Origin of the sequence: Pseudomonas syringae, assembly GCF_023278085.1 — a bacterium.
GTDB classification, from domain to species: Bacteria; Pseudomonadota; Gammaproteobacteria; order Pseudomonadales; family Pseudomonadaceae; genus Aquipseudomonas; species Aquipseudomonas syringae_Q.
On sequence record NZ_CP066265.1, the window covers coordinates 204,459 to 228,661 of the forward strand.

The following is a 24,203-nucleotide window of genomic DNA, read 5'->3' on the forward strand; positions in this document are numbered from 1 at the left end:
ATCAGTGCGCGTCGTCTTTTGCCTGCGGGGCGCGGGTGACGGCCTTTACCAGCTTGCCGATGGTCAGGCCCTGCAAGAGGATCGACAACAACACCACGATGTAAGTGATGCTCAGCAGCAGGTCGCGTTCCGGCCCGGTGGGCAGGGCCAGCGCCAGCGCTACCGAAACGCCGCCGCGTAAGCCGCCCCAGGTCAGGATGCGAATCGTGCCGTGCGGCACTTTACGCCAGCGCCGCAGCAGCAGAATGGCCGGGGCCACGGTGACAAAGCGCGACAGCAGGATCGCCACAGCCAGCAGACTGGCGGCAATCAAATGCTGCCACGAGAACGGCAGCAGCAACAGCTCCATGCCGATCAGCGCGAACAGCAGCGCGTTGAGCATGTCATCCAGCAACTCCCAGAAACCGTCCATGTAACGACGGGTCATGTCGTTCATGGCCAGATTGCGCCCCAGATTGCCGATGATCAGACCGGCCACGACCATCGCGATGGGGCCGGAGACATGCAGCTCGGAGGCCATGGCCGAACCGCCGATCACCAGCGCCAGGGTCAGCATGACTTCAATCTGATACTGCTCGATGCTCTTGATCATCAGGTACACGGCGTAACCGATGAGGCCGCCGAACAGCACTCCGCCGAGCGCTTCGTGGGCAAACAGCAACGCGGTTTCGCCGACCGTGGGCGTCTCGCCCAGTTGCGCAATGCCCAGCAATACGGTGAACACCACCACTGCCGTGCCGTCATTGAACAGCGACTCACCGACGATGGTGGTCTTGAGCGGCTTGGACGCATTGGCGGTTCGCAGCACACCAAGCACCGCAATCGGGTCGGTAGGCGAAATCAGTGCGCCGAACAGCAGACAGTACAGCGGGCTCACATGCCAGCCGAACAGAGCAAAGATCCAGTAGGCCAGCGCACCGATAACGGTGGTGGCAATCAGCACACCGAAGGTCGCCAACAGGCCGATGGGCCAGCGATAGTTCCTCAAGTCACCCAGGTTGACGTGCAAGGCCCCTGCGAACAGCAGAAAGGACAGCATCCAGTTCATCAACAGGTCGCCGAAGTCGATCTGGCCGATCAATTGCTGGACGCGGTCTTCCAGACCGGGGTAGCCCAGAAAGCTCAGGCCTTGCAGCAGTAACGAGAACATCAGCGCTGTCACCATCACACCGATGGTGGGAGGCAGACCGATAAAACGATAGTTCACATAGGTCAGCAGCGCAGTGAGGCAGATAAAACCAGCAGCGAGTTCAAGCATCGGTCATTCCAAATCCGTAGTTGCAGTTACTCGATCACCGTAACCGAGCCTGTGTTGGATGGACCGGACGGGCATCCAGGCACATGGCGACAAGACACAGCAGGGTCTGCGTTGACCACGCAAAGCCGGTGATGTTGCAAGGAAGGTGGGAATAAGCGGTCAGGCGGCGGGCTGTAAACAGGGTTCAAGCGGGAGGGCAACGCAAAAAAATCAGCCCGGAGGATGGTCCGGGCTGATGGGGGATGTAACGCTGGGTGGCCTCCCTGGCAGGTTCAGAATCATTGGCTGTTTCTGCACCCGCTCAGGATCTGGTACTGCACGGTGTTCAGCTTGCCCTTGGAGTCTTCGTAGGTCATCAGCTTCGGCATCACGCTACAGGTCTGCAGATCCGGGGATTTGCGAATGACTTTGGCGACGTCCAGCTTCATTCCGTACTTGTACTCCTTGATCTCCGGCATCGGCTTGTTATGGATGGCGGCATACTTTTGCACGCTGGCCTGGTGTTCCTTGATGACCGTGGTGGCCTTGACTTCATCAGTCGTGTAAGCGAAAGCACTCATTGGCGAAAGGATAACCAGAGCAAGTAACAACGATTTGGCTGTGCGCATTTTCTTTTGTCTCCGTTTGAATGTGGCTCAACCTTAACAAGCAGGTGCTAACCAGAAAGTGGCTGAAACATTACAAATCGGCAATCTTCAAGATGTCAGTTTTCTAACAGTATTGTCATTGTCTGCTCACCTTCCTGTTAGTTGTCCGGGCGTAAGCTTGTTTCATCCCTGACGAGCAACGCGCTTTTCAGGAACCACTTTCAACCCAAGAGGTAATGATGATGAAGCTGATCAAGTCGATGGTTTTCGCAGTAGCTGCCCTGTCCGGTACTGCAGCATTTGCCGACGACGGCAACGAGTATGCAAGCACGGCCGCTGACAAGATGCGCCTGGCACAAGAGATGCGCTTCAAGGAGCAGAACAGCACCCCGGGCGAGCGGTACGTCAACTCAGACGACAAGAAGGCTGAGCAGCCAACCAAGTCTGAAGGCTGATGCCTTGATGCTCGACCCGCTGCACCCCCATTCGCCCTTTGGCAGCTCCCAGCTCCTTTGGTCCGGGCGAATCTTTAAGCGTCCTTCGGGGCGCTTTTTTTTATTCCCGCAAAACGCCGATTCGGTATCGCTCCGACGCTCCAGCGTGGGAGCGCAATTCTGGACGCTCCGCGTCCGCTATTGAATATCTAGTCGCATCTGGCCAAAGCGTGTTTTGTTTTATCGAACTAACACACGCTGCAGTGCGCTTCCTTTCCTATTTGTAATCTTCCCGTCACCTTGGCGTTATCTTCGCCGCTTCAAGATTGTGCCCCACTGGCAGCGCTCGGTTTAATAAAAACAGCCAGGTCGACACTTAAAACAATCTGCCGATCAATCGGAGCGCACATGACTCAACTCAGAACACTCTCACTGGCCCTGTGTTCGACCTTCGCAGGTATAACGCCTTTTGCGGCACTTGCGGAAGAGCAGAAAGAAGGCTTCATCGAAGGCAGTACGCTGACCGTACTCAACCGCAACTTCTACATGAACCGGGATCACCGCAACGGCGAGTCCAGCCCTACCGGCAACGGCTACTCCGAAGCCTGGGCGCAGGGCATCATCGGGCGCTTCCAGTCAGGCTTCACCCAGGGTACGTTCGGCGTCGGGGTCGATGCCTTTGCCATGATCGGCATCAAGCTCGACACCGGTGATGGACGCAATGGCGGGCGCAGCGCATTCGATGTGCTGCCGGTCGATGGGCAAGGCAATGCCCGCGACGAGTACAGCAAAGTCGGCGGCTCGCTGAAGGCCAGGGCCTTCGACACCGTCGTCAATGTGGGCGATGTTTTCCCCTCGACGCCGGTGGTTGCATTCGGTGATTCGCGCCTGCTGCCGGAAAGCTTTCGTGGCGTCACGGCGATCAACAACAGCATCAGCGGTCTGACCCTGCAAGGCGGTCGCTTGCACTCCATGAGCCAGCCGGTCTCCAGCAACATGCGCGACGGCTTCGTGACCTTCTACGGCGGCGCGGTCGACTCTCCCTGGGTTGCCTACTTCGGCGGTGATTACCAGGCCACCGACGCACTGAGCCTTGGCCTCTACACCAGCCGCCTGAAAGACGCCTGGGATCAGAAATACGCCTCGGCCTCCTACGTGCTGCCGCTCTCCGATGACCTGTCGCTGACCAGCAGCCTGAACTACTACAACGCTACCGATGAAGGCAAAAAGCTGCTCGGCGAATTCGACAACGACATCTGGAGTGCGAAAGTCGCCCTGCAATACGGCGCGCACACCCTGTCGCTGTCGCACCAGCGCAACGAAGGCGATGACGATTTCGACTACCTCAGGCAGTCCGATTCCATTTACCTGGCCAACTCCATCCAGTACAGCGACTTCAACTCGCCCAAAGAGCGTTCATGGATGCTCACTTACAACCTCGACATGTCCACCTTCGGCGTCCCCGGCCTGTCGTTCATGACCCGCTACGGCAAAGGCACCGACGCCGACTACTCCAACGCCAACAGCACCTACATGCGCCGCGATGCACAAGGCAACCCGCTGACCGATCAGAAACGCTGGGAGCGCAATATCGAAGCCAAATACATCGTGCAGACCGGCTCGCTGAAAGACCTGTCGTTGCGCGTGCGCCAGGCGACGACCCGGGCTACGGCGTTTGAATCGGACCTGGATGAAGTGCGGGTGATTGTGGAGTATCCGTTGAGCGTGCTTTGACCTGACTTAAAGTGTTTTCGACATAAGCAAAAAGCGCCCCACTGGGCGCTTTTTTTCTACGGGTAGCCTGTTTACTCCTCTTCCTCCTCCCGCCGATGCGCCCACTGATACAGCGCTGGCAACACCAGCAATGTCAGTGCCGTCGAGGACAGAATCCCGCCAATCACCACGGTTGCCAGTGGCCGCTGCACTTCGGCGCCGGTCCCTGTAGCGAGGGCCATGGGGATGAAGCCCAGCGATGCGACCAGTGCAGTCATCAGTACCGGGCGCAGGCGGGTGATGGCGCCTTCGTTGATGGCGTCGTGCAACGAGCGGCCTTCTTCGCGCAGGCTGCGGATGAAAGCGATCATCACCAGGCCGTTCAGTACCGCAACACCCGACAGGGCGATGAAGCCTACGCCTGCGGAGATCGACAGGGGAATGTCGCGCAGCCACAGGGCCATGACGCCGCCGGTTAACGCGAACGGGATGCCGGTGAAGACCAGCAGGCCGTCTTTGAGGTTGTTGAACATCATGAACAGCAGCGCGAGGACCAGCAGCAATGCCACCGGCACCACGATCTGCAAGCGTTTCGCAGCGGATTGCAGTTGTTCGAACTGCCCGCCCCAACTGGTCCAATAGCCTGCCGGGATCTGCACACCGTTTTCGATGGTGGTGCCTGCTTCTTCGACAAACGAGCCAAGGTCGCGACCGCGCACATTGGCGCTGACGATCACCACGCGCTTGCCGTTCTCGCGACTGATCTGGTTCGGGCCCAGCACCAGATCGAGGCTGGCGACCTGCGACAGCGAGATGAAGCTGATCTGCTGGTTGCTGGCGCTCGCGGGTACCGGAATGAGCAGGCTGGAAAGCCCGTCCACGTCAGTGCGCAGTTGCTCGGACAGGCGCACCACCATGTCGAAACGGCGATCCCCTTCATACAGCGTGCCCGCCTGACGCCCGCCCAGCGCAATGGCGATGGCGTCCTGCACGTCGGCGACATTGAGGCCGTAACGCGCGGCCTTGTCGCGATCGATATTGATGGTCAGCACCGGCAGGCCGGTGGTCTGCTCGACTTTCACTTCTGATGCACCCGGCACCTTCTGAAGCGTGGCGGCGATTTTTGCTGCAGTCTGATTCAGGACGTTCATGTCGTCGCCGAATACCTTCACCGCCACATCGCTGCGCACTCCCGAAACCAGTTCGTTGAAGCGCAACTGGATCGGCTGAGACAGTTCGTAGTTGCTGCCCGGCACCGTAGCGGCGGCCTTTTGCAGGTCGGCGATCAAGGCTTCTCGGGATTTGTCCGGATCAGGCCACTCGCTTTGCGGCTTGAGCATCACGTAGCTGTCGGAGATGTTGGGCGGCATCGGGTCGGCGGCGATTTCGGCGGTCCCGGTACGAGCGAACACACGCTGCACTTCCGGCACTTTTTCGATGATGGCTTTTTCCAGACGCTGTTGCATGTCCACCGACTGGGTCAGGCTGGTGCCAGGCACCCGCAGCGCCTGCAAGGCAAAGTCGCCTTCGCTCAGGCTCGGAATGAACTCGCTGCCCATGCGGCTGGCGGTGAACCCGGACAACACGATTACAACGAACGCCATGCTGAAGGCAATGGCACGATGCCCCAGTACCCAGCTCAGTATCGGTGCGTAGCGCTGGCGGGCGGTGCGCATCACCAAGCCTTCTTCTTCCTTGACCTTGCCGGTGACGAACATGGCGATGGCGGCGGGTACGAAGGTCACCGAAAGGATCATCGCGCCGAGCAGGGCGATCACCACGGTGAAAGCCATCGGGTGGAACATTTTGCCTTCCACGCCGGTGAGGGCGAAGATCGGCAGGTACACGACCATGATGATCAACTGACCGAAAATCAGCGGTCGACGTGCTTCTCTGGCGGCGGCGAATACCTCGTGGAAACGCTCGGAGCGAGTCAGCATGCGGCCGTATTTTTTCTGGGCATGCGCCAGCCTGCGAATGGCGTTTTCGACGATCACCACCGCGCCGTCGACGATGATGCCGAAGTCCAGCGCGCCCAGGCTCATCAGGTTGGCGCTGACCTTGTTGGTGAACATGCCGGTGAAGGTGAACAGCATGGCCAGCGGAATCACCATGGCGGTGATCAGCGCCGCGCGGATATTGCCCAGGAACAGAAACAGAATCACGATAACCAGAATCGCGCCTTCGATCAGGTTCTTCTTGACCGTCGCGATGGCTTTTTCGACCAGCGTGGTGCGGTCGTAAACCGTTACCGCTTCGACACCTTCGGGTAGCGTGCGATTGATGTCGGCGAGTTTCGCTGCGACGGCTTGCGAGACGGTGCGGCTGTTCTCGCCTATCAGCATGAACACGGTGCCGAGCACCACTTCACGGCCATTTTCGGTGGCTGCGCCGGAACGCATTTCCTTGCCGATGCCGACCTCGGCCACGCTGCTGATCCTGATCGGTGTGCCCTGCACATTGGCGATGACGATGTTGGCGATATCGTCCACCGTACCAAGCTGGCCCGGTGCGCGGATCAGCAACTGCTCGCCGCCGCGTTCTATGTAGCCTGCGCCGACGTTGGCGTTGTTGCGCTCCAGCGCCGCCACCAGATCGTTCAGCGTCAGCTTGTAGGCGGCCAGTTTTTTCGGATCGGGGGCGATCTGATACTGCTTGGCAAACCCGCCGATGGTGTTGATCTCGGCCACGCCCGGCACGTTGCGCAACTGTGGCTTGATGATCCAGTCCTGAATCACCCGCAGGTCAGTCGACGTGTACGGCGTGCCGTCCTCTTTCAGCGCGCCATCCCGGGCTTCGACCGTCCACAGGAATATTTCGCCGAGGCCGGTGGAAATCGGCCCCATCATCGCGTCGACGCCTTCGGGCAATTGGTCCTTGGCGATCTGCAGGCGCTCGCCGACCAGTTGGCGTGCAAAGAACAGGTCAGTGCCGTCTTCGAAAATTACCGTGACCTGGGACAGGCCCGAACGCGACAGCGAACGCGTCTGTTGCAGGCCGGGCAGGCCCGCCATGTTGGTTTCGATGGCGAAGGTGATGCGCTGCTCGGTCTCCAGCGGCGAGAAACCGGGCGCAGACGTATTGATCTGCACCTGTACGTTGGTGATGTCGGGTACGGCATCGATGGGCAGTTTCTGGTAACTGGCGATGCCCAGCCCAGCCATGAGCAACACAGCGAGCATCACGACGATGCGCTGTTCAATCGCGAATTGAATCAACCGTTCAAACATGGAGGTGTACTCGTGTGACGCAGATCAATGGGCGTGCTCGGCGGAGCCTTTGCCCAGCTCCGACTTGAGGATGAAGCTGCCAGCGGAGGCCACTTGCTTACCGGCGGCCAGGCCTTTGACGATTTCCACATGACCGCCGTCGCGGCGGCCAAGCGTGACGGGCGTCAGCTGAAAACCTTCTTCGTTGCGCACGAAGACCGATGGCTTGTCTTCAATCGACTGGATGGCGGACTCGGGCAGGCTGACCGCTACACCGGTCTGTTCGGCGGCGACCTCTACTGATACGAACAGGCCTGGACGCCAGGCGCCCTGCGGGTTGGCAAGCGTCACGCGCACAGCGGCGGCACGGGTCTGCTCGCCCAGCAGGCTGCCGACATAACCGATCTTGCCTTCGACGCTCGCGTTCAGATCAGGCGCACTGACAATCACCGGACGCCCGACGACCACCTTGTCCAGATCCCTTGGCGATACGCCAAACGTGGCCCAGACACGGGACAGATCCGACAGGGTGAACGCGTTGCTCGCTTCGTTGACCATCTCGCCGATGCCGAGGTGTTTTTCCACGACCATAGCGTCGAAGGGGGCGATCAGTTCGTAGCGATTGCCTGCGGAAGGGCTGAGACTGGCACCGATGGCGCTGATCTTCTGCCGGGCGTTGGCGAGGTTGATGTCGGCTTCCTGAAAGTCCTGGCGCGCTTGCAGGTAGTCCTGCTCGGCAGAAATCTTGTCTTCCCACAGCTTCTTCTCGCGTTGCAGGGTCAGGCGTGCCAGTTCCTGACGGCGCTGGGCGGCGTTCAGTTCGCTGCGTTGATCCGAGATCTGCTGGCTGGCAATCACCGCCAGCACCTGGCCTTTTTTCACCGCCTGACCCAGATCGACCTTGACCGATTCGACCACGCCGCTGACCCGAGGCACGACATGCGCGGTGCGGTCCTCGTCGAAGCGGATTTCACCGGGGAAGGTCACGGTCGTGCTCATCTGCCGAGGCTCGGCGGTTGCCAGCTCGATACCAGCGGCCTTGATCTGCTCGGCAGTCAGCTCGATGTGTCCCTCTTCTTCTTCGTGGGCCGGCTCTGCGGCTGCAGCGCCCGGTTTTTTCGGCTCACTGTCATGGTTGTCTTCGCCGTGAGCCTCTTCCGGTTCATGGGCGTGCTCTTGGTCTGAATGCCCATCGCCCGATGAGCCGGTTTCAGCGGCGAAGGGCCGCATCTGCTGGTTCACTGTCAGACTGCCCAGACCAATGATGACCACCACCGCCAACGCGATGGCAATGCTTCGTTTGTTATTCATGAAAGCTCCCGGCGATCAGGTACGTGCAGCACCTCTGGATACGCTCGATGTAGGCGGAAAAAGACAGTCAGGGGTTGAAGCTGAACCGGTTGAGATCACCGTGAATTCGTTCGATGGCGACTCTCGCTTCGGTCGCTGTCGCCAGTGATTCCAGGTATTGGCTGCGCGCCGAAATCAGCGTTCGCTGTGCGTCCAGAACTTCGAGGAAGCCGAACTTGCCCATTTCGAAACCACGGGTCGCCGTGTCGACGGCACGTTGCGCGGCGGGCAGAATGACTTGATTGAACGACTCGACTTCCTGCGCAGCGGTGCTCCACTGATCGAGGGCCGACTGTGTCTGGGTGCGCAGTTTCAGTTCGACGGCATTGCGCAGGTCGCGGGACTGGTCGGCCCGGCGTGAGGCGGCGAGCACGTTGCCCTGATTTCGGTCAAACAGCGGGAGCGGCATCGACAGCCCGACCACGTTGACGCGTTCGCGCTCTTCGCGGCTGTACTGGCTGCCGACGCTGACGGTCAGGTCCGGAATACGCTTGGCGCGTTCCGATCCGAGTGCGGCTTCGCGCTGCTCGATCTGGGTCTGGGCGAGGCGCAGTTCGGCAGACTGGCTGAGGGCGGTCAGCATCTTTGCGGTCGGCGGCAATTTGCCGGGAGACAGATCGGTGTAATCCAGACGTTCGAAAGACGCGGTCGGCGAGCCGGTGGCGCGCGCCAGTTCACGGTTGCTGTTGATTTTCAGGGTTTCGGCGCGGCGCACCAGCAAGTCGGTTTCTGCCAGCTGCACCTGTGCGCGGGTGGCCTCGACCGGCGAAACTTTGCCCGCTTGCACGCGACCTTCGGCGACCCTCAGGCCGCGTTCGGCAAGCGCCCGGGATTGCCGTGCCAGTTCCAGACCGGCCTGCGCACGCGCTGCGGCATAGAAGGCCTGAACCACTTCGGCGCGCAGTTCATTGCCGCGCCGTTCAAGTTCCAGTCGAGCCGCATCCTGCCCCTTGCCGGCCGCTTCGATACGCGCGCCGCGTTTGCCACCCAGCTCCAGCGCCTGGCTGAGCATCACGGTGGTGGTGCTGGTGTTGCGTCGCGTGTCCTCGACTTCCCACGACACGGTCGGGTTGGGGATTAGTCCCGCCTGCTGTCGATCGCCTTCGGCGACACCGATCTCCCATTGGGCTGCGGCCAGCTCCGGGTTGTGGGCAAAAGCGGCTTCCAGTGCCTGAGGCAGGCTGATGCCTTGAGCCGCTGCAACGCCGGGCGCAGCAAACGGCAACAACAACAGAAAAAACGCGCCGACTCTCATGCCGGGCCCCCTGCAAATCCAACTGTACGCCGAGTGCGTATGTTGTTCTCCAGTCCCATGAAATCACCCCATCAAAGCAAAAATACAAACAGGCACCGAGGCGCTGAAGTTGGCTGGGAGGACTTTATGCAATGGGAGTTATCACAGGGATTGCCGGAAAATTACGATTCTGTTATCCAGCGAGATAAGCGTTTCTTTTCAGTACACTGCACGGCATCGTCATCCTCCGTTCATCAAACAGGAAGCCAGGTTATGCGAATCCTTGTCGTAGAGGACGAGCCGAAAACGGCCGAGTACATGCATCAAGGTCTGACCGAAAGTGGCTATGTCGTCGATATCGCCGCCACCGGGCTTGATGGGCTTTATCTCGCGCAGCATCAGGCTTACGACGTGGTGATTCTGGATGTGAACCTGCCGGAGATGGATGGCTGGGAAGTGTTGAGCCGGCTGAGGAAAACCGTCAACACGCGCATCATGATGGTCACGGCGCGGGGGCGGCTTGAGGAAAAAGTCAAAGGTCTGGAGATGGGCGCTGATGACTATCTGGTCAAGCCGTTCGAGTTTCCGGAACTGCTGGCCAGGGTCCGCACCCTGATGCGTCGCAGTGAGCAGACCACCACTTCCAAGGTGTTGCAGGTCGGCGACCTGGAGCTCGATCAAGGCCGACACCGGGCATTTCGCGGCAAGCAGCGCATCGACCTGACCACCAAGGAGTTTGCGCTCCTGCACCTGTTGATGCGCCACAGTGGTGAAGTCATGTCGCGTACCCAGATCATTTCGCTGGTCTGGGACATGAACTTTGATTGCGACACCAACGTGGTGGAAGTGTCGATCCGCCGCCTGCGAGCGAAGATCGATGATCCGTTCGAGACCAAGCTGATTCACACCCTGCGTGGCGTCGGTTACGTACTGGAAGTGCGTGAATGACGCCGACACGCCTTTCGACGCGTCTCGGGTTGACGGTCGTTGCTCTGATTGCGTGCCTGGTGCTGATGATGGAAATGCTCGCCTACGCGGCGATTTCCCGTCAGCTCGATATACGCGCCGAAGACGGATTGAGCGAGAAATTCAGGCAGATCGAACACAGCATGAGCGAGGGTTTTCTGGGGATCGAAGACATCGTTCAATACCCCCACACGCTGCGCGATCAGATCGTCGGGCATGACAGCTTCTCGCTGACCGTTCTCGACTCGGGTAATCCTCGGCAACAATTGATGAGCGTCGGTAACGAGGAGGGGCGCAATCTGCCGGTTCCCGATACCGCACAGATACCTCAAGACTTTCAGGAGCTGAAATCGGCGCAGGGTCACAAGATCCTGCTGGGTTACAAGACGATACGCCTCAAAACCGGTCAGGACATACTGGTCAGGCTGTCGATGGACAGGGAAAGCGACACTGAGCTGCTGCACGCTTATGTGAGATCGACGTGTATGGTCTTGCCCGTGATTCTGCTGCTGGTCGGCTTTTGCGTCTGGTGGGTGGTGCGCCGTGGCCTCAGGCCGTTGAGGGCGTTTCGCAAGGTGACTGCGCTGATCTCGGCTCGAGATCTGTCCCATCGCATGAAAGTGAATGGCCTGCCTGACGAATTGCGCGATCTCGCGCATGCAGTCAATTTCATGCTGCACAGGCTGGATGGCGACGTGCAGCAACTGGCGCAATTTTCTGACGATCTGGCGCATGAGTTGCGCTCGCCCATGAACAATCTGATGGGCAAGGCGCAGGTCACGCTCTCCAGACCGCGTCCGCCCGAAGAGTACAAGCAGGCACTGGAGTCCTGCACCGAAGAGCTGGAGCGCATGTCGCGCATGATCAGCCAGATGCTGTTCCTGGCCAGCGTCAGCCAGCCGGCTGCGCCGCTGCCGGCTGACATTGTCGATCTGCGGGAAGAGGCAGAAAAAGTCGCCGAGCTGTTTTCATCCTCGGCCGAGGACCGCGACATCACGCTACAGATCAATGGCACGGCGAAAGTATCGGGCGACAAGCTGATGATCCAGCGAGCGATCTCGAACCTGCTCTCCAACGCCATCCGCCACGGTCTGTCCGGCAGTGTGATTACCATCACCCTTGCCACGCAGGGTGATGAAGTCTCGCTGGCAGTGCGCAATGCGGGCGACGGTATTGACGCCGAACACCTGCCGCGACTGTTCGACCGTTTCTATCGGGTCCACGTCAGTCGCGCCCGGCAGCAGGGCGGTACGGGGCTGGGGCTGGCGATTGTGCGTTCCATCATGAGCCTGCATGAAGGGCAGGTGACGGTTCAGAGTGAGCCCGGACATTTCACCACGTTCAGCCTGATCTTCCCTAAACTGATGTAATGCGTCAGGTTGATGGTCGTTCTTCAAGAACCTTTCGCTGACCTCCGGCTCATAGCTTGTGAGCGGGTAACGCCCGGATGCTTCCGATGAAGCTGAACCTATAAGGATGGACGTATGACAGTTGCTTTCTGGTGCGTGCTGGTCGCGATATTGCTGCCGATAATCTGTGCCGGCATCGCCAAGTTCGGTAGCCGCAAATTCGGCAGCGGGCACAATCATGACCCGCGTGCATTTCTCGACAAGCTGGAAGGTTTTCCACGACGTGCCCACGCGGCACAGCTCAACAGCTTTGAAGTGACCCCTGCGTTTGCAGCGGCGGTGATCATTGCGCACATCGCGGGCAATGCGCAGTTGGTCACCATCGATGTACTGGCGGTGCTGTTTATCACCAGCCGCCTGCTGTACATCATTTTCTATCTGGCCGACCTGGCTGCGTTGCGTTCTGCGGTATGGCTGGTTGGCATGGGGCTGATCATTGCGCTGTTCGGTGTATCGGCTTTCCCGGCTGCTGCCTGATGATGGCCTTGCGACGCTGTCTTTCATGGTCAGCGTCGCAACGTCCAATACCGATCAATCGTCCGGCTGTACTTTCTCGAGTTCAGTCTGCGCATCCTGCAACTCCTTGCGCGACTCGGCCAGCTTGTCTTTGCGCTTGTTGATCCGTTCCGGGTCACCCTTGTCCATGGCTTTGTTCAGATCGGTCTGACGGCGGCTGACTTCGCGTTTGGCGTCCAGCACCTTTTGCTCGCGCTGTTTGAGCAAGGAAGTCTCCGTGCAATTGGCATTGACCTCGGCAAGGGCCTTTTCCAGCCCGGTCTGCTCGGCCTTGTTACCTTCGGTCTTGGCGTCCTGAATCTTGCTGCTGATCTCCTGACTTTTGATCAGGCACTCGGAAGGCGGTGTTGCCGGCTCGACGGCCAGCGATGTGCTCGCAATCAGCGTGCAACTGGTGAAAAGGATCAATGGTGATAAAAACCGCATGTGAACTCCGCTTGAAGATGACAATACCCGGACAGAAAAATGAACGTCCGCTACCTAGAAACCTGAAATACCGTGCGCCTGCAATTGCTGGCTTATCGCCTGCACCTGAGGGTCTTGAAAAAAAGCCCTGAGTTTCGCTGCCCGTCCCGGACCGATGCCCGGTTCGGCTTGCCATTGTTCGGCGGTGAGTGCCGCGAGGTCGTGCCAGTTATCAGGCAGTTTCGCGTCACCTGAGGGCGGTAGACCGATGGCCTTGAGCCACGCCTGAAACGGCCGTTCGCGGGCTGTTTGCAGGCTCGCAAGCAGTTTAGCGCTACTGCGTTCGGCGAAGCCGGGGATGTTAGCAAGCTGAGCGTGATTAAGGGTCATCCAATCGAGCAAGCCTTCGATCTGGCCGCTTTCAATCAGCTTGTCCCAGGTTCCCGGACCGACTCCGGGCAACGCGAGACCTTTCTTGCCACTGAGCCAGACCAGTCGGGCGCGAAACTGGCTTTCACAGCCTGGCGTGGCTTGCCAGCAACTCAACTCATGAAAATCACTGGCTTGCGGAATGCTTATTTCCGCTCGCTCGGCTGTGCGAGAAACCACGCTGTCGAGTCGTGGGATTGTCAGGCCGGCCAGGCTCACTGCCACTTGATCGCCGGGCCGGATGTCCAGCGCCTGCCAGCGTTGCAGCGACCCTGTGCTGATACGGGTGACGGTCCGGTCATCGAGGCGTACCGGTGTCAGTTCCAGCACCGGGGTGATTCTGCCGCTGCGCCCGATGGTGAAGTTGACCTTGCGCACCTCGGCCAGCGCTTGGGCGTAAGGATGTTTCCAGGCAGCGATCCAGTAAGGCGCACTGGCTTGCCAGCGCTGTGCGGGTGGCCGCTTGCCCTGGCGCATGATCACGCCGTCTGTGGCGAACGGCAGGGGATTGCGATACCAGTGCTCACGCCATTTCGCGGCCTGAGCGTAGTTCTCCAGCCGGTGGGTGTAAGCCATGCTGTCTGCAAAACCCATGCTTTGCAGGCTTTCGAGCCGCTGAGTCATATCCGCTGGCCCGTTCGGCCAGTCCCAGACGAACAGGGCGATGGCGTCGGCCTGTTGCGAGCTGATCGTCTGTCGCGCCAACAGGCCCGCCACCTTGCTGCGAGCGTTGACGCTGCCGGCCGTCGCCTGAATATGATCGTCAAGCCGCCAGTAAAGCTCGCCTTGCAGGACCACGGATTCGGTTTGGGGGATCTGCTGAGGGATCGCCTTGATCAGTCGTGCTTGCGAGGTCCAGTCCTGACCTTTTATCCCGTCGCCCCGACTGATTGCCTGCACCAGCTGGCCCTGTTCGTAAACCAGCGTCACCGCCACGCCGTCGACCTTGGGTTGAATCCACAGATCGTTGCGGCCCTTGAGCCAGGCCTTGACGCTGCCTTCGTCCGCCAGCTTGTTAACGCCGGTGTGCGGGACAGGATGTGCCAGTGGGCCGACTGCGGTTTTCAGCGGGTTGGATTCAGGCGTAGACACTGCAAAACATGCACGCCATACGCTCAGCCTCTGCCGCGCCTGATCGTAAAGCTCGTCAGGGATTTGCGAGATGCCGCGTCGGTGATAACTGTCGTCCCACTCGGCAACCTGCTTTTGCAGTGCCGTTATTTCGTTGTTTGCCCTGGCGGCAGACCAGTCAGGGCACTGGCTGGCATGGCCGAGGCCGGGGAGAAGAAAGACCAGAGCGCACGTCATCAGGCGGAGGGTGGACAACATCGAAGCATCCTTGCTTTAGGGGTAGGCCCGATCAGAGTAGTTGCCGGTTCGCTTTGCACACGAGTGGCTTGGTTACCGGGTTTTTCCACCGCACTGCGCCGCATGCCCAAGATCGGACGCGGAGCGTCCAGAACGGCATTCCCACGCTGGAGCGTGCGGAACGAGACTGTGTCCTCTCGTGCCAATGCTCCGCGTTGGCATGCCTTTCGTGACGCTCTGCGTCACAAATCTGCGCCGCACTGCGTACTCAGAATTGGACGCAGAACGCCCATAGCGTCGTTACCATGCAGCGCAGGATCAATAATCCAGACGAAAAAAAGCCCCGAACGACCAGGTCGTCCGGGGCTTTTTTCGGGGCGGGTTTTACAGGCCGGCAGCTGCGCGCAGGGCGTCGGCGCGGTCGGTTTTTTCCCAGGTGAAGGCGGTGAAGGTGTCATCGCCAACGGTCATTTCGACCGGGGTACGACCGAAGTGGCCGTAGGCCGCAGTGGCCTGGTACATCGGGTGCAGCAGGTCGAGCATGGTGGTGATTGCGTAAGGACGCAGGTCGAAGTTGTCGCGGACCAGCTTGATGATCTTGTCATCGGACAGCTTGCCGGTGCCGAAAGTGTTCAACGAGATCGAGGTCGGTTGAGCGACGCCGATGGCGTAGGACACCTGAATTTCGCAACGCTCGGCCAGGCCGGCAGCCACGATGTTCTTGGCGACGTAACGACCGGCGTAGGCGGCCGAACGGTCAACCTTCGATGGGTCCTTGCCGGAGAAAGCACCGCCGCCGTGACGGGCCATGCCGCCGTAGGTGTCGACGATGATTTTGCGGCCGGTCAGACCACAGTCGCCTACCGGGCCACCGATGATGAAGTTGCCGGTCGGGTTGATGTGGAACTGGGTGTCTTTGTGCAGCAAGTGCGCAGGGATGACGTGCTTGACGATCAGCTCCATCACGCCTTCGCGCAGGTCTTTGTAAGACACGTCCGGGTTGTGCTGGGTCGACAGCACGATGGCGTCGACGCCGACCACTTTGCCATTTTCGTAACGGCAGGTGACCTGGGATTTTGCGTCCGGGCGCAACCACGGCAGCAGGCCGGATTTGCGGGCTTCGGCCTGACGCTGCACCAGTTGGTGCGAGAAGGTGATCGGCGCAGGCATCAGCACGTCGGTTTCATTGCTGGCGTAGCCGAACATCAGGCCCTGGTCGCCAGCGCCCTGATCTTCAGGCTTGCTGCGGTCAACGCCCTGAGCGATGTCCACCGACTGCTTGCCGATGATGTTCATCACGCCGCAGGTCGCGCCGTCGAAGCCGACGTCGGAGCTGTTGTAGCCGATGTCGAGGATGACGTTACGCACGATGTCTTCCAGATCGACCCAGGCCGATGTCGACACTTCGCCAGCGATGATCGCCACACCGGTCTTGACCAGTGTTTCGCACGCTACACGGGCGTATTTGTCTTCAGCGATGATAGCGTCCAGAACCGCGTCGGAAATCTGGTCGGCGATCTTGTCCGGATGCCCTTCGGACACGGACTCGGAGGTGAAAAGTGAGTATTCGCTCATCTCTACGGGTTTCCTTCATTTTACCGATGGTGAGTGTCGCCAGCCGGTCGCTGAAAATGGCGAACCTGGATCTGGAAACCATTACGTAAGCCTACATAGAGGCTTTCCCCGGGAACTAGCCCCGCAGCGATGGCCCAACGGGCCAGGTCTTCCTGCTCGAAACCTAACCAGAGATCGCCACAGGCCTCCCTGGCCCAACTCTGGTCATGACTACACAATTCTGTTACCAGCAAGCTACCGCCGGGTGTTACGTGCTCGGCCAGTTGCCTGAGCGCTTCGGCCGGTGCCGCGAAATGATGCAGCACCATGTTGAGGACGACGCAGTCGGCGCTGACTTTACTGTCGTTCAGTGCATCGGCCAGCCTCAGCTCAACGTTAGCCAGCGCCTTGCGTTCACAGACGCCGCGCGCCAGCTCCAGCATAGCCGGGCTGTTGTCCATGGCGACGACCTGCCGGAAACGCCGCGCCAGTTCTGGCAGGAAGCCGCCGTCGCCGGGGCCTACTTCCAGAGCCGTGGCCTGCGCGCCGAAGCTCAGTTTGTCGAGCAGCGTCAGCAGACTCTCGCTGTATTGCGCCAGACCGGCGATCAGGTCCTGCTGAGCGCGAAACTTTTCTGCAGTGCGGGCAAAGAAATCCTGGCTGGCCATTGCCCGCTGCCGATGCACCAGGCCGATGCGGCCCTGAACATCGTCCGGCAAAGCCAGCGTATCGACCTCATCCAGCAGCGCCGCGTGCAGTCTGCCGCCCGGCAAGCTGGTGTGGGGCAGGGCGCGGCGGTAGAAAATCGCGTTGCCTTCACGGCGAGTCGCCACCAGGTCGGCCTGCGCCAGAACCTTCAGGTGATGGCTCATGCCTGACTGACCAATGGCGAAGATCTGCGCCAGTTCAAGCACGCCGAACGAATCGTTGGTCAGTGCGCGCAATACATTCAGCCGTAGAGGATCGCCGCCGGCCTTGCACAATGCAGAAAGGTCGTCGCATGCGTCATGGCGAATTGCAGGCACGCGCAGGTTCATAAGCTCCGCAGTCTAGAGAGCGATCCATGACGCCGCAAGGGCAATATCAAAAAGTTTTGATATTGCCCTTGGCCGGGTGCCGGTCAGGCGCTGTGAACTTGTCGTGTCGCCGTGTGTTCCAGTCTTCACAGGCTAAATAATGTCCGTAACGCAGGAAAAGAGCCTAAGGTCGACATCTGTCATTGCCCCCGGCCGGTCCGTGAGGGAAAATGAGCGTCTTTTTTCCGCCCCTAATTTTTTCAATCCCAGGAGATCAGCGATGCCAAGCCGTCGTGAGCGTGCCAATGCTATTCGTGCCCTAAGCATGGATGCCGTGCAAAAAGCCAACAGCGGCCATCCGGGTGCCCCGATGGGCATGGCGGATATCGCCGAGGTTCTGTGGCGTGATTATCTGAAACACAGCCCGAAGAATCCTTCGTTTGCCGACCGTGACCGTTTCATCATGTCCAACGGCCATGGTTCGATGCTGGTTTACTCGCTGCTGCACCTGACCGGTTACGACCTGTCGATCGACGATCTGAAAAACTTCCGTCAACTGCACAGCCGTACGCCAGGTCACCCTGAATTCGGCTACACCCCGGGCGTTGAAACCACTACTGGCCCATTGGGTCAGGGTTTTGCCAACGCTGTCGGTTTTGCCGCTGCCGAGAAGACCCTCGCGGCACAGTTCAACCGTCCAGGCCACACCATCGTTGACCACAACACTTACGTGTTCATGGGCGATGGCTGCATGATGGAAGGCATTTCCCACGAAGTCGCCTCGCTGGCCGGTACGCTGCAACTCGGCAAGCTGATCGCGTTCTACGACGACAACGGCATTTCCATCGATGGCGAAGTCGAAGGCTGGTTCACCGACGACACGCCGAAGCGTTTCGAAGCCTACGGCTGGCAGGTCATCCGCAATGTCGACGGCCATGACGCCGAAGAGATCAAGATCGCGATCGACACCGCCCGCAAGAGCGCTCAGCCAACCCTGATCTGCTGCAAGACCACCATCGGTTTCGGTTCGCCGAACAAGCAGGGCAAGGAAGAATCCCACGGCGCGCCGCTGGGTGCTGACGAAATCGCCCTGACCCGTGCTGCGCTGAAGTGGAACTACGGCCCCTTCGAAATTCCGGCTGATATCTACGCCGAATGGGATGCCAAGGAAAAAGGCCTGGCGGTCGAAGCCGAGTGGGACCAGCGCTTTGCTGCCTACTCCGCTGCATTCCCCGAGTTGGCCAACGACTTTATCCGTCGCATGAGCGGCGAGTTGCCTGCCGACTTTGCCGAGAAATCCGCAGCGTACGTGGCTGAAGTCAACGCCAAGGGCGAAACCATTGCCAGCCGCAAGGCCAGCCAGAACGCACTGAGCGCGCTGGGCCCGTTGCTGCCTGAAATCCTCGGCGGTTCGGCCGACCTGGCAGGTTCCAACCTGACCATCTGGAAAGGCTGCAAGAGCATCACCGGCGAAGACCCTAACGGCAATTACCTGCACTACGGCGTTCGCGAGTTCGGCATGGCCGCCATGATGAATGGTATCGCCCTGCACGGCGGCTTCGTGCCCTACGGCGCAACCTTCCTGATCTTCATGGAATACGCCCGCAACGCAGTGCGCATGGCGTCGCTGATGAAGAAGCGTGTGATCTACGTGTTCACTCACGACTCCATCGGTCTGGGCGAAGACGGCCCGACTCACCAGCCAATCGAGCAGTTGACCAGCCTGCGTACCACGCCGAACCTGGACACCTGGCGTCCGGCCGATGCCGTTGAATCGGCAGTGGCCTGGAAGCACGCCATCGAGCGTAACGACGGTCCATCGGCGTTGATCTTCTCGCGTCAGAACCTGACTCACCAGGCGCGTGACGAGGCCCAACTGGCCAACATCGCTCGTGGTGGCTACGTGCTGCGCGACTGCGCTGGCGAGCCTGAACTGATTCTGATCGCGACCGGTTCGGAAGTGGGTCTGGCTGTTGAGGCCTACGACAAACTGATCGCTCAGGGCCGCAAGGCTCGCGTGGTTTCCATGCCGTGCACCAGCATCTTTGAAGCTCAGGATGCGCTGTACAAGCAGGAAGTCCTGCCACTTCAGGTCAGCGCACGTATCGCCATCGAAGCCGCGCACGCAGACTACTGGTACAAATACGTCGGTCTGGAAGGCCGCGTGATCGGCATGACCACCTTCGGTGAGTCGGCCCCTGCACCAGCGCTGTTCGAAGAGTTCGGGTTCACGCTGGAAAACGTCCTGAGCATTGCTGAAGAGCTGCTGGAGGACTGATTGGCTATGTGAAGGTCTGTGTAGGAGCGGACTTGTCCGCGAATGGAGCAACTCGGTAAATCAGATACACCGAGTGTTCCTATTCGCGGACAAGCGAAGCGTTGCCCCGTCCGCTCCTACACATGTATCACTACGCATATTGAGCTCTACGCAACCTGATCCATCCCCTGGCGAAAATTTCATGCCCCAGCCCCGCCCTTATAAAGTTGCTCTGAACGGCTACGGTCGTATCGGCCGTTGTGTCGTTCGTGCGCTGTGCGAGCGGGGGACGAAGGCCGGGTTTGAAGTGGTTGCCATCAATGATCTGGCCGATATGGCCAGTCTCGAATACCTCACGCGCTTTGATTCGACACATGGCCGGTTCCCCGGCGAAGTGCGGGTCGAAGGGCAATACCTGCATATCAACGATCACCGGATCAAGGTCCTGCGCAGTTCAACGCCCGAAGGCATTGACTGGGCCGGGCTGGAAGTCGATCTGGTGCTGGAGTGCTCGGGTGTCTACAACACCCGCGAAGACGGGCAGCGTTTTCTGGATGCCGGTGCGCCACGGGTCCTGTTTTCCCAGCCTATGGCCAGCGAGCGGGATGTCGATGCCACGGTGGTGTTCGGCATCAACCAGCAACGGCTGACCGGGCGCGAATTGCTGGTCTCGGCCGCGTCCTGTACCACCAACTGCAGCGTTCCGCTGCTGCGTTTGCTGGATCAGGCCATTGGTCTGGAATACATCACCATCACCACTATTCACTCGGCGATGAACGATCAGCCGGTAATCGACGCCTATCACCATGAGGATTTGCGTCGTACCCGCTCGGCTTTCCAGTCGATCATTCCGGTGTCCACCGGTCTGGCGCGAGGAATCGAGCGGCTGCTTCCGGAACTTGCCGGTCGAATTCAGGCCAAAGCAGTTCGTGTACCGACCGTCAATGTGTCTTGTCTGGACATTACACTGCAGATGTCGCGGGACACCGATGCAGTGGAGGTCAACCGTATCCTGCGTGAGGCCGCCACCCGTGGCCCGCTCAAGGGGCTGCTGGCCTACACTGAGTTGCCGCATGCCAGCTGCGATTTCAACCATGACCCGCATTCGGCCATTGTCGATGCGAGTCAGACCCGCGTTTCCGGACCCCGGCTGGTCAATCTGCTGGCCTGGTTCGATAACGAGTGGGGTTTTGCAAACCGAATGCTCGACGTCGCCGATCACTTTTTGCGCGTCGCTGACCAATAACAGTAAAAAAACAGGAATGCTCATGACCGTGTTGAAGATGACCGACCTCGATCTGCAAGGCAAACGTGTACTGATCCGCGAAGACCTCAACGTCCCGGTCAAGGACGGCGTTGTCAGCAGTGACGCGCGTATCCTTGCTTCGCTGCCGACCATCAGGCTGGCGCTGGAAAAAGGCGCGGCTGTCATGATCTGCTCGCACTTGGGTCGCCCGACCGAAGGCGAGTTTTCTGCCGAGAACAGCCTGAAGCCGGTTGCCGAGTACCTGAGCAAGGCGCTGGGCCGCGAGGTTCCTCTGGTCGCTGATTATCTGGACGGTGTCGACGTGAAGGCAGGCGATGTCGTCCTGTTCGAGAACGTTCGCTTCAACAAGGGCGAGAAAAAGAATGCCGACGAACTGGCGCAGAAGTACGCGGCCCTGTGCGACGTATTCGTGATGGACGCTTTCGGCACCGCTCACCGTGCAGAGGGTTCGACTCACGGCGTGGCCAAGTTTGCCAAGGTCGCTGCTGCGGGTCCGTTGCTGGCCGCCGAGCTGGAGGCGCTGGGCAAGGCGCTGGGCGCTCCGGCCCAGCCAATGACCGCCATCGTTGCCGGTTCCAAGGTGTCCACTAAACTGGACGTACTCAACAGCCTGAGCGGCATCTGCAATCAGTTGATCGTCGGCGGCGGCATTGCCAATACCTTCCTGGCCGCAGCCGGTCACAAGGTTGGCAAGTCGCTGTATGAACCTGATCTGCTCGACACGGCCCGTGCCATCGCTGCGAAAGTCAGCGTGCCATTGCCGACCGACGTCGTGGTTGCCAAGGCGTTTGCCGAGAGCGCCCCTGCAACCGTCAAACTGATCGCCGATGTAGCCGATGACGACATGATTCTGGACATTGGTCCGCAAACGGCAGCGCATTTCGCCGAATTGTTGAAATCTTCCGGGACTATCCTGTGGAACGGTCCGGTCGGCGTGTTTGAATTCGATCAGTTTGGCGAAGGCACCCGGACGCTGGCCAAGGCCATCGCCGAAAGCAGTGCATTCTCCATTGCTGGTGGCGGCGATACGCTGGCGGCGATCGACAAGTATGGCGTGGCAAAACAGATTTCCTATATCTCCACCGGCGGCGGTGCGTTCCTCGAATTCGTGGAAGGCAAGGTTCTGCCTGCGGTTGAAGTGCTCGAACAACGTGCCAAGGCCTGAATGAAGGCCTTGGACAAGGAGTAGGCAATGGTCAGGGCGTTACCGTGGGTGCTCATCGCAGGTTTGCTGGCCGGTTGCGCGAGCAAGCCCGAAGCTGAAGACGTCGAGGCAGACGCGCCGAACCAGCCGCTTCAGTTGAGCTGCTATCAGGCGGGCTGGCAGGCCGAAACGGTGCCGGTGATCTACAAGCGTGGCGGTCAGGAGGTGTGGGATCGGTACGAATTCATGCCCCGCAAGACAGGGAGTGTGGGTTGCCTGTAATTCAGGCCTGAAACCCGTCTGGCAACATTGACGGGCTTCAGCGGTCTTTATTGAGTGGATATTTTTTCCGAGGAAGGAGTTTCGTCATGAAGATCGCTGCCCTGGCTCTGCTCAGCTGTATTGCACTGGCTGGCTGTACCGGTTCTGGCTCGCACGCCAGGACGTGTCAACTATTCAGCCCGGCCCCGGTGAATGTGCCAACGACCGAAAATACCCAACGGGTCGAGGCGCATGTCACGGGTGAACCGGCCGACGACAGTAAACAGGAACAGAACTGCCCCTGATACACCGGTTTGGCAGGGCAGGCAGGAGAAATGATGAAAGGCTTGTTGGCCCTTGTGGCTTTGGCGGCGCTTGGCGGTTGTTCGAGCATGAGCACTCCGCAGCAGAACGACCCGTGGAATCGCTGGGTTTGCGACAGCAACGCCGAGGTTCACTGGCGTTACATCGACTCGGCCCAAAAGGAAGTCGACGTGCGTTTGAATCAAAGCGATCAGGTGTTCAGGCTCAAGGCTGAACCTGGCGCTGCCAGTGGCACGCTGTACAGTAATAATGTGTTGGCATTCGTCAACAAGGGTAGCGAAGGCCTGATCTACTGGGACGCTACCAACGATCTGATTGGTCGCGGCTGCAAGGCCCGATAAACCGGACCCATGGCACACACGCTTGGTCCTTGCGGCCAATGCTTATAACTTGAATAGCGGCCGCCACTACGGCAGGCTGCACGATCAACGACCCTACCGGGAGAGAGACAGACAATGGCACTTATCAGCATGCGCCAGATGTTGGACCACGCAGCCGAATTCGGCTATGGCGTTCCAGCTTTCAACGTAAACAACCTGGAACAGATGCGCGCCATTATGGAAGCGGCCGACAAGACCGACTCCCCGGTGATCGTTCAGGCTTCGGCCGGTGCCCGCAAATACGCCGGTGCTCCGTTTCTGCGTCACCTGATCCTTGCGGCCATCGAAGAATTCCCGCACATCCCGGTGGTCATGCACCAGGATCACGGCACCAGCCCCGACATCTGCCAGCGCTCGATCCAGTTGGGATTCAGTTCGGTCATGATGGACGGTTCGCTGCGTGAAGACGGCAAGTCCCCGGCCGATTACGACTACAACGTCGACGTCACCCGTCGTGTGGTGTCCTTCGCTCACGCCTGCGGCGTTTCCGTGGAAGGCGAGCTGGGCGTGCTGGGTTCGCTGGAAACCGGCATGGCCGGTGAAGAAGACGGCGTGGGCGCTGAAGGCGTTCTGGATCACAGCCAGATGCTGACTGACCCGGAAGAAGCCGCTGACTTCGTCAAACGCACTCAGGTCGATGCCCTGGCCATCGCCATCGGTACCAGCCACGGCGCTTACAAGTTCACCAAGCCGCCTACCGGCGACATCCTGGCGATCGAGCGCATCAAAGAGATTCACAAGCGTATCCCGAACACTCACCTGGTGATGCACGGTTCTTCGTCGGTCCCTCAGGAATGGCTGAAGATCATCAACGAGTTCGGCGGCGACATCAAAGAAACCTACGGCGTGCCGGTCGAAGAAATCGTTGAAGGTATCAAGCACGGCGTGCGCAAGGTCAACATCGACACCGACCTGCGTCTGGCGTCCACCGGTGCCATCCGCGAGTTCATGGCCAAGCACCCGAGCGAGTTCGACCCGCGCAAGTATCTGGCAAAAACGGTCTCGGCCATGCGTGATGTGTGTATCGCCCGTTACGAAGCCTTCGGCACCGCTGGCAACGCCTCGAAGATCAAACCGATCTCCCTGGACGCCATGTTCGAACGCTACGCCCGTGGCGAGCTGGATGCCAAGGTCAACTGAGTTGACTGAGCACTGAAAAAACCCGCAGAAATGCGGGTTTTT

The 24,203-nt window shown here is 59.6% G+C and carries 21 protein-coding genes; 12 read left to right on the forward strand and 9 right to left on the reverse strand.

All coding sequences use genetic code 11. From position 1 onward, the window contains the following. Position 1 precedes the first annotated feature (1 nt). Together I9H07_RS00975 and I9H07_RS00980 are read right to left on the reverse strand one after the other, a co-directional pair. Complete coding sequence (locus tag I9H07_RS00975) at positions 2–1,258, reverse strand: cation:proton antiporter (RefSeq protein ID WP_058823821.1); 1,257 nt, start codon at positions 1,256–1,258, stop codon at positions 2–4. Between the two features lie 278 nt (positions 1,259–1,536). Further along, a complete protein-coding gene (locus tag I9H07_RS00980) occupies positions 1,537–1,866 on the reverse strand; it encodes a DUF2790 domain-containing protein (RefSeq protein ID WP_024655886.1) in 330 nt (109 codons plus the stop codon). 215 nt (positions 1,867–2,081) lie between these two features. On the opposite strand from I9H07_RS00980, the gene I9H07_RS00985 reads away from it, so the two are divergent. Continuing rightward, positions 2,082–2,300 (forward strand): hypothetical protein, encoded by a 219-nt coding sequence (locus tag I9H07_RS00985; RefSeq protein ID WP_236424605.1) that lies wholly within the window; start codon positions 2,082–2,084, stop codon positions 2,298–2,300. 387 nt (positions 2,301–2,687) lie between these two features. Next, positions 2,688–4,013, forward strand: a complete 1,326-nt coding sequence (locus I9H07_RS00990) for an OprD family porin (RefSeq protein ID WP_024675041.1) — start codon at positions 2,688–2,690, stop codon at positions 4,011–4,013. 71 nt (positions 4,014–4,084) lie between these two features. On the opposite strand, the gene I9H07_RS00995 is transcribed toward I9H07_RS00990, so the two are convergent. The 3 genes from I9H07_RS00995 to I9H07_RS01005 form a co-directional block, all read right to left on the reverse strand. Beyond that, a complete protein-coding gene (locus tag I9H07_RS00995; protein WP_236425894.1) occupies positions 4,085–7,222 on the reverse strand; it encodes a CusA/CzcA family heavy metal efflux RND transporter in 3,138 nt (1,045 codons plus the stop codon). A gap of 24 nt (positions 7,223–7,246) precedes the next feature. Then, entirely contained in the window at positions 7,247–8,512 is a 1,266-nt protein-coding gene (locus tag I9H07_RS01000) for an efflux RND transporter periplasmic adaptor subunit (RefSeq protein ID WP_236424125.1), read from the reverse strand. A 67-nt stretch (positions 8,513–8,579) separates the two neighbouring features. Further along, positions 8,580–9,806 carry a TolC family protein gene (locus I9H07_RS01005; RefSeq protein ID WP_058391929.1) on the reverse strand — a complete coding sequence of 409 codons (1,227 nt, stop codon included), beginning with the start codon at positions 9,804–9,806 and terminating at the stop codon, positions 8,580–8,582. Between the two features lie 252 nt (positions 9,807–10,058). Between I9H07_RS01005 and I9H07_RS01010 the strand changes: the two genes are divergently transcribed. From I9H07_RS01010 to I9H07_RS01020, 3 genes are all read left to right on the forward strand, one after another. Next, positions 10,059–10,733 carry a heavy metal response regulator transcription factor gene (locus tag I9H07_RS01010; RefSeq protein WP_058391928.1) on the forward strand — a complete coding sequence of 225 codons (675 nt, stop codon included), beginning with the start codon at positions 10,059–10,061 and terminating at the stop codon, positions 10,731–10,733. Further along, positions 10,730–12,121, forward strand: coding sequence for a heavy metal sensor histidine kinase (locus I9H07_RS01015; RefSeq protein WP_058391927.1), 1,392 nt, complete (start codon positions 10,730–10,732; stop codon positions 12,119–12,121). The genes I9H07_RS01010 and I9H07_RS01015 overlap by 4 nt, the downstream gene beginning before the upstream one ends. A gap of 114 nt (positions 12,122–12,235) precedes the next feature. Further along, a complete protein-coding gene (locus tag I9H07_RS01020; protein WP_024675046.1) occupies positions 12,236–12,637 on the forward strand; it encodes an MAPEG family protein in 402 nt (133 codons plus the stop codon). Positions 12,638–12,691: 54 nt separating this feature from the next. Here I9H07_RS01020 and I9H07_RS01025 read toward each other — a convergent pair whose 3' ends face one another. The 4 genes from I9H07_RS01025 to I9H07_RS01040 form a co-directional block, all read right to left on the reverse strand. Then, a complete protein-coding gene (locus tag I9H07_RS01025) occupies positions 12,692–13,102 on the reverse strand; it encodes a DUF1090 domain-containing protein (RefSeq protein ID WP_236424123.1) in 411 nt (136 codons plus the stop codon). A gap of 54 nt (positions 13,103–13,156) precedes the next feature. Continuing rightward, complete coding sequence (ligB, locus tag I9H07_RS01030) at positions 13,157–14,839, reverse strand: NAD-dependent DNA ligase LigB (protein ID WP_236424121.1); 1,683 nt, start codon at positions 14,837–14,839, stop codon at positions 13,157–13,159. A 363-nt stretch (positions 14,840–15,202) separates the two neighbouring features. After that, entirely contained in the window at positions 15,203–16,393 is a 1,191-nt protein-coding gene (gene metK, locus I9H07_RS01035; protein WP_002555698.1) for a methionine adenosyltransferase, read from the reverse strand. A 20-nt stretch (positions 16,394–16,413) separates the two neighbouring features. After that, complete coding sequence (locus I9H07_RS01040; protein ID WP_236424119.1) at positions 16,414–17,409, reverse strand: ArsR/SmtB family transcription factor; 996 nt, start codon at positions 17,407–17,409, stop codon at positions 16,414–16,416. 259 nt (positions 17,410–17,668) lie between these two features. On the opposite strand from I9H07_RS01040, the gene tkt reads away from it, so the two are divergent. From tkt to fba, 7 genes are all read left to right on the forward strand, one after another. Then, positions 17,669–19,666: a transketolase gene (gene tkt / locus I9H07_RS01045; protein WP_024672587.1), complete on the forward strand. Its 1,998-nt coding sequence runs from the start codon at positions 17,669–17,671 to the stop codon at positions 19,664–19,666. Positions 19,667–19,847: 181 nt separating this feature from the next. Further along, positions 19,848–20,891 carry an erythrose-4-phosphate dehydrogenase gene (gene epd / locus I9H07_RS01050; RefSeq protein WP_024672588.1) on the forward strand — a complete coding sequence of 348 codons (1,044 nt, stop codon included), beginning with the start codon at positions 19,848–19,850 and terminating at the stop codon, positions 20,889–20,891. A 22-nt stretch (positions 20,892–20,913) separates the two neighbouring features. Then, entirely contained in the window at positions 20,914–22,077 is a 1,164-nt protein-coding gene (locus I9H07_RS01055) for a phosphoglycerate kinase (protein ID WP_058823828.1), read from the forward strand. A 27-nt stretch (positions 22,078–22,104) separates the two neighbouring features. Next, complete coding sequence (locus I9H07_RS01060; RefSeq protein ID WP_024672590.1) at positions 22,105–22,338, forward strand: hypothetical protein; 234 nt, start codon at positions 22,105–22,107, stop codon at positions 22,336–22,338. Between the two features lie 86 nt (positions 22,339–22,424). Beyond that, entirely contained in the window at positions 22,425–22,622 is a 198-nt protein-coding gene (locus I9H07_RS01065; protein ID WP_024672591.1) for a hypothetical protein, read from the forward strand. Between the two features lie 33 nt (positions 22,623–22,655). After that, a complete protein-coding gene (locus I9H07_RS01070) occupies positions 22,656–22,982 on the forward strand; it encodes an MliC family protein (protein WP_024672592.1) in 327 nt (108 codons plus the stop codon). A 114-nt stretch (positions 22,983–23,096) separates the two neighbouring features. After that, positions 23,097–24,161: a class II fructose-bisphosphate aldolase gene (gene fba / locus I9H07_RS01075; RefSeq protein ID WP_007252810.1), complete on the forward strand. Its 1,065-nt coding sequence runs from the start codon at positions 23,097–23,099 to the stop codon at positions 24,159–24,161. The last annotated feature ends 42 nt before the right edge of the window (positions 24,162–24,203 follow it).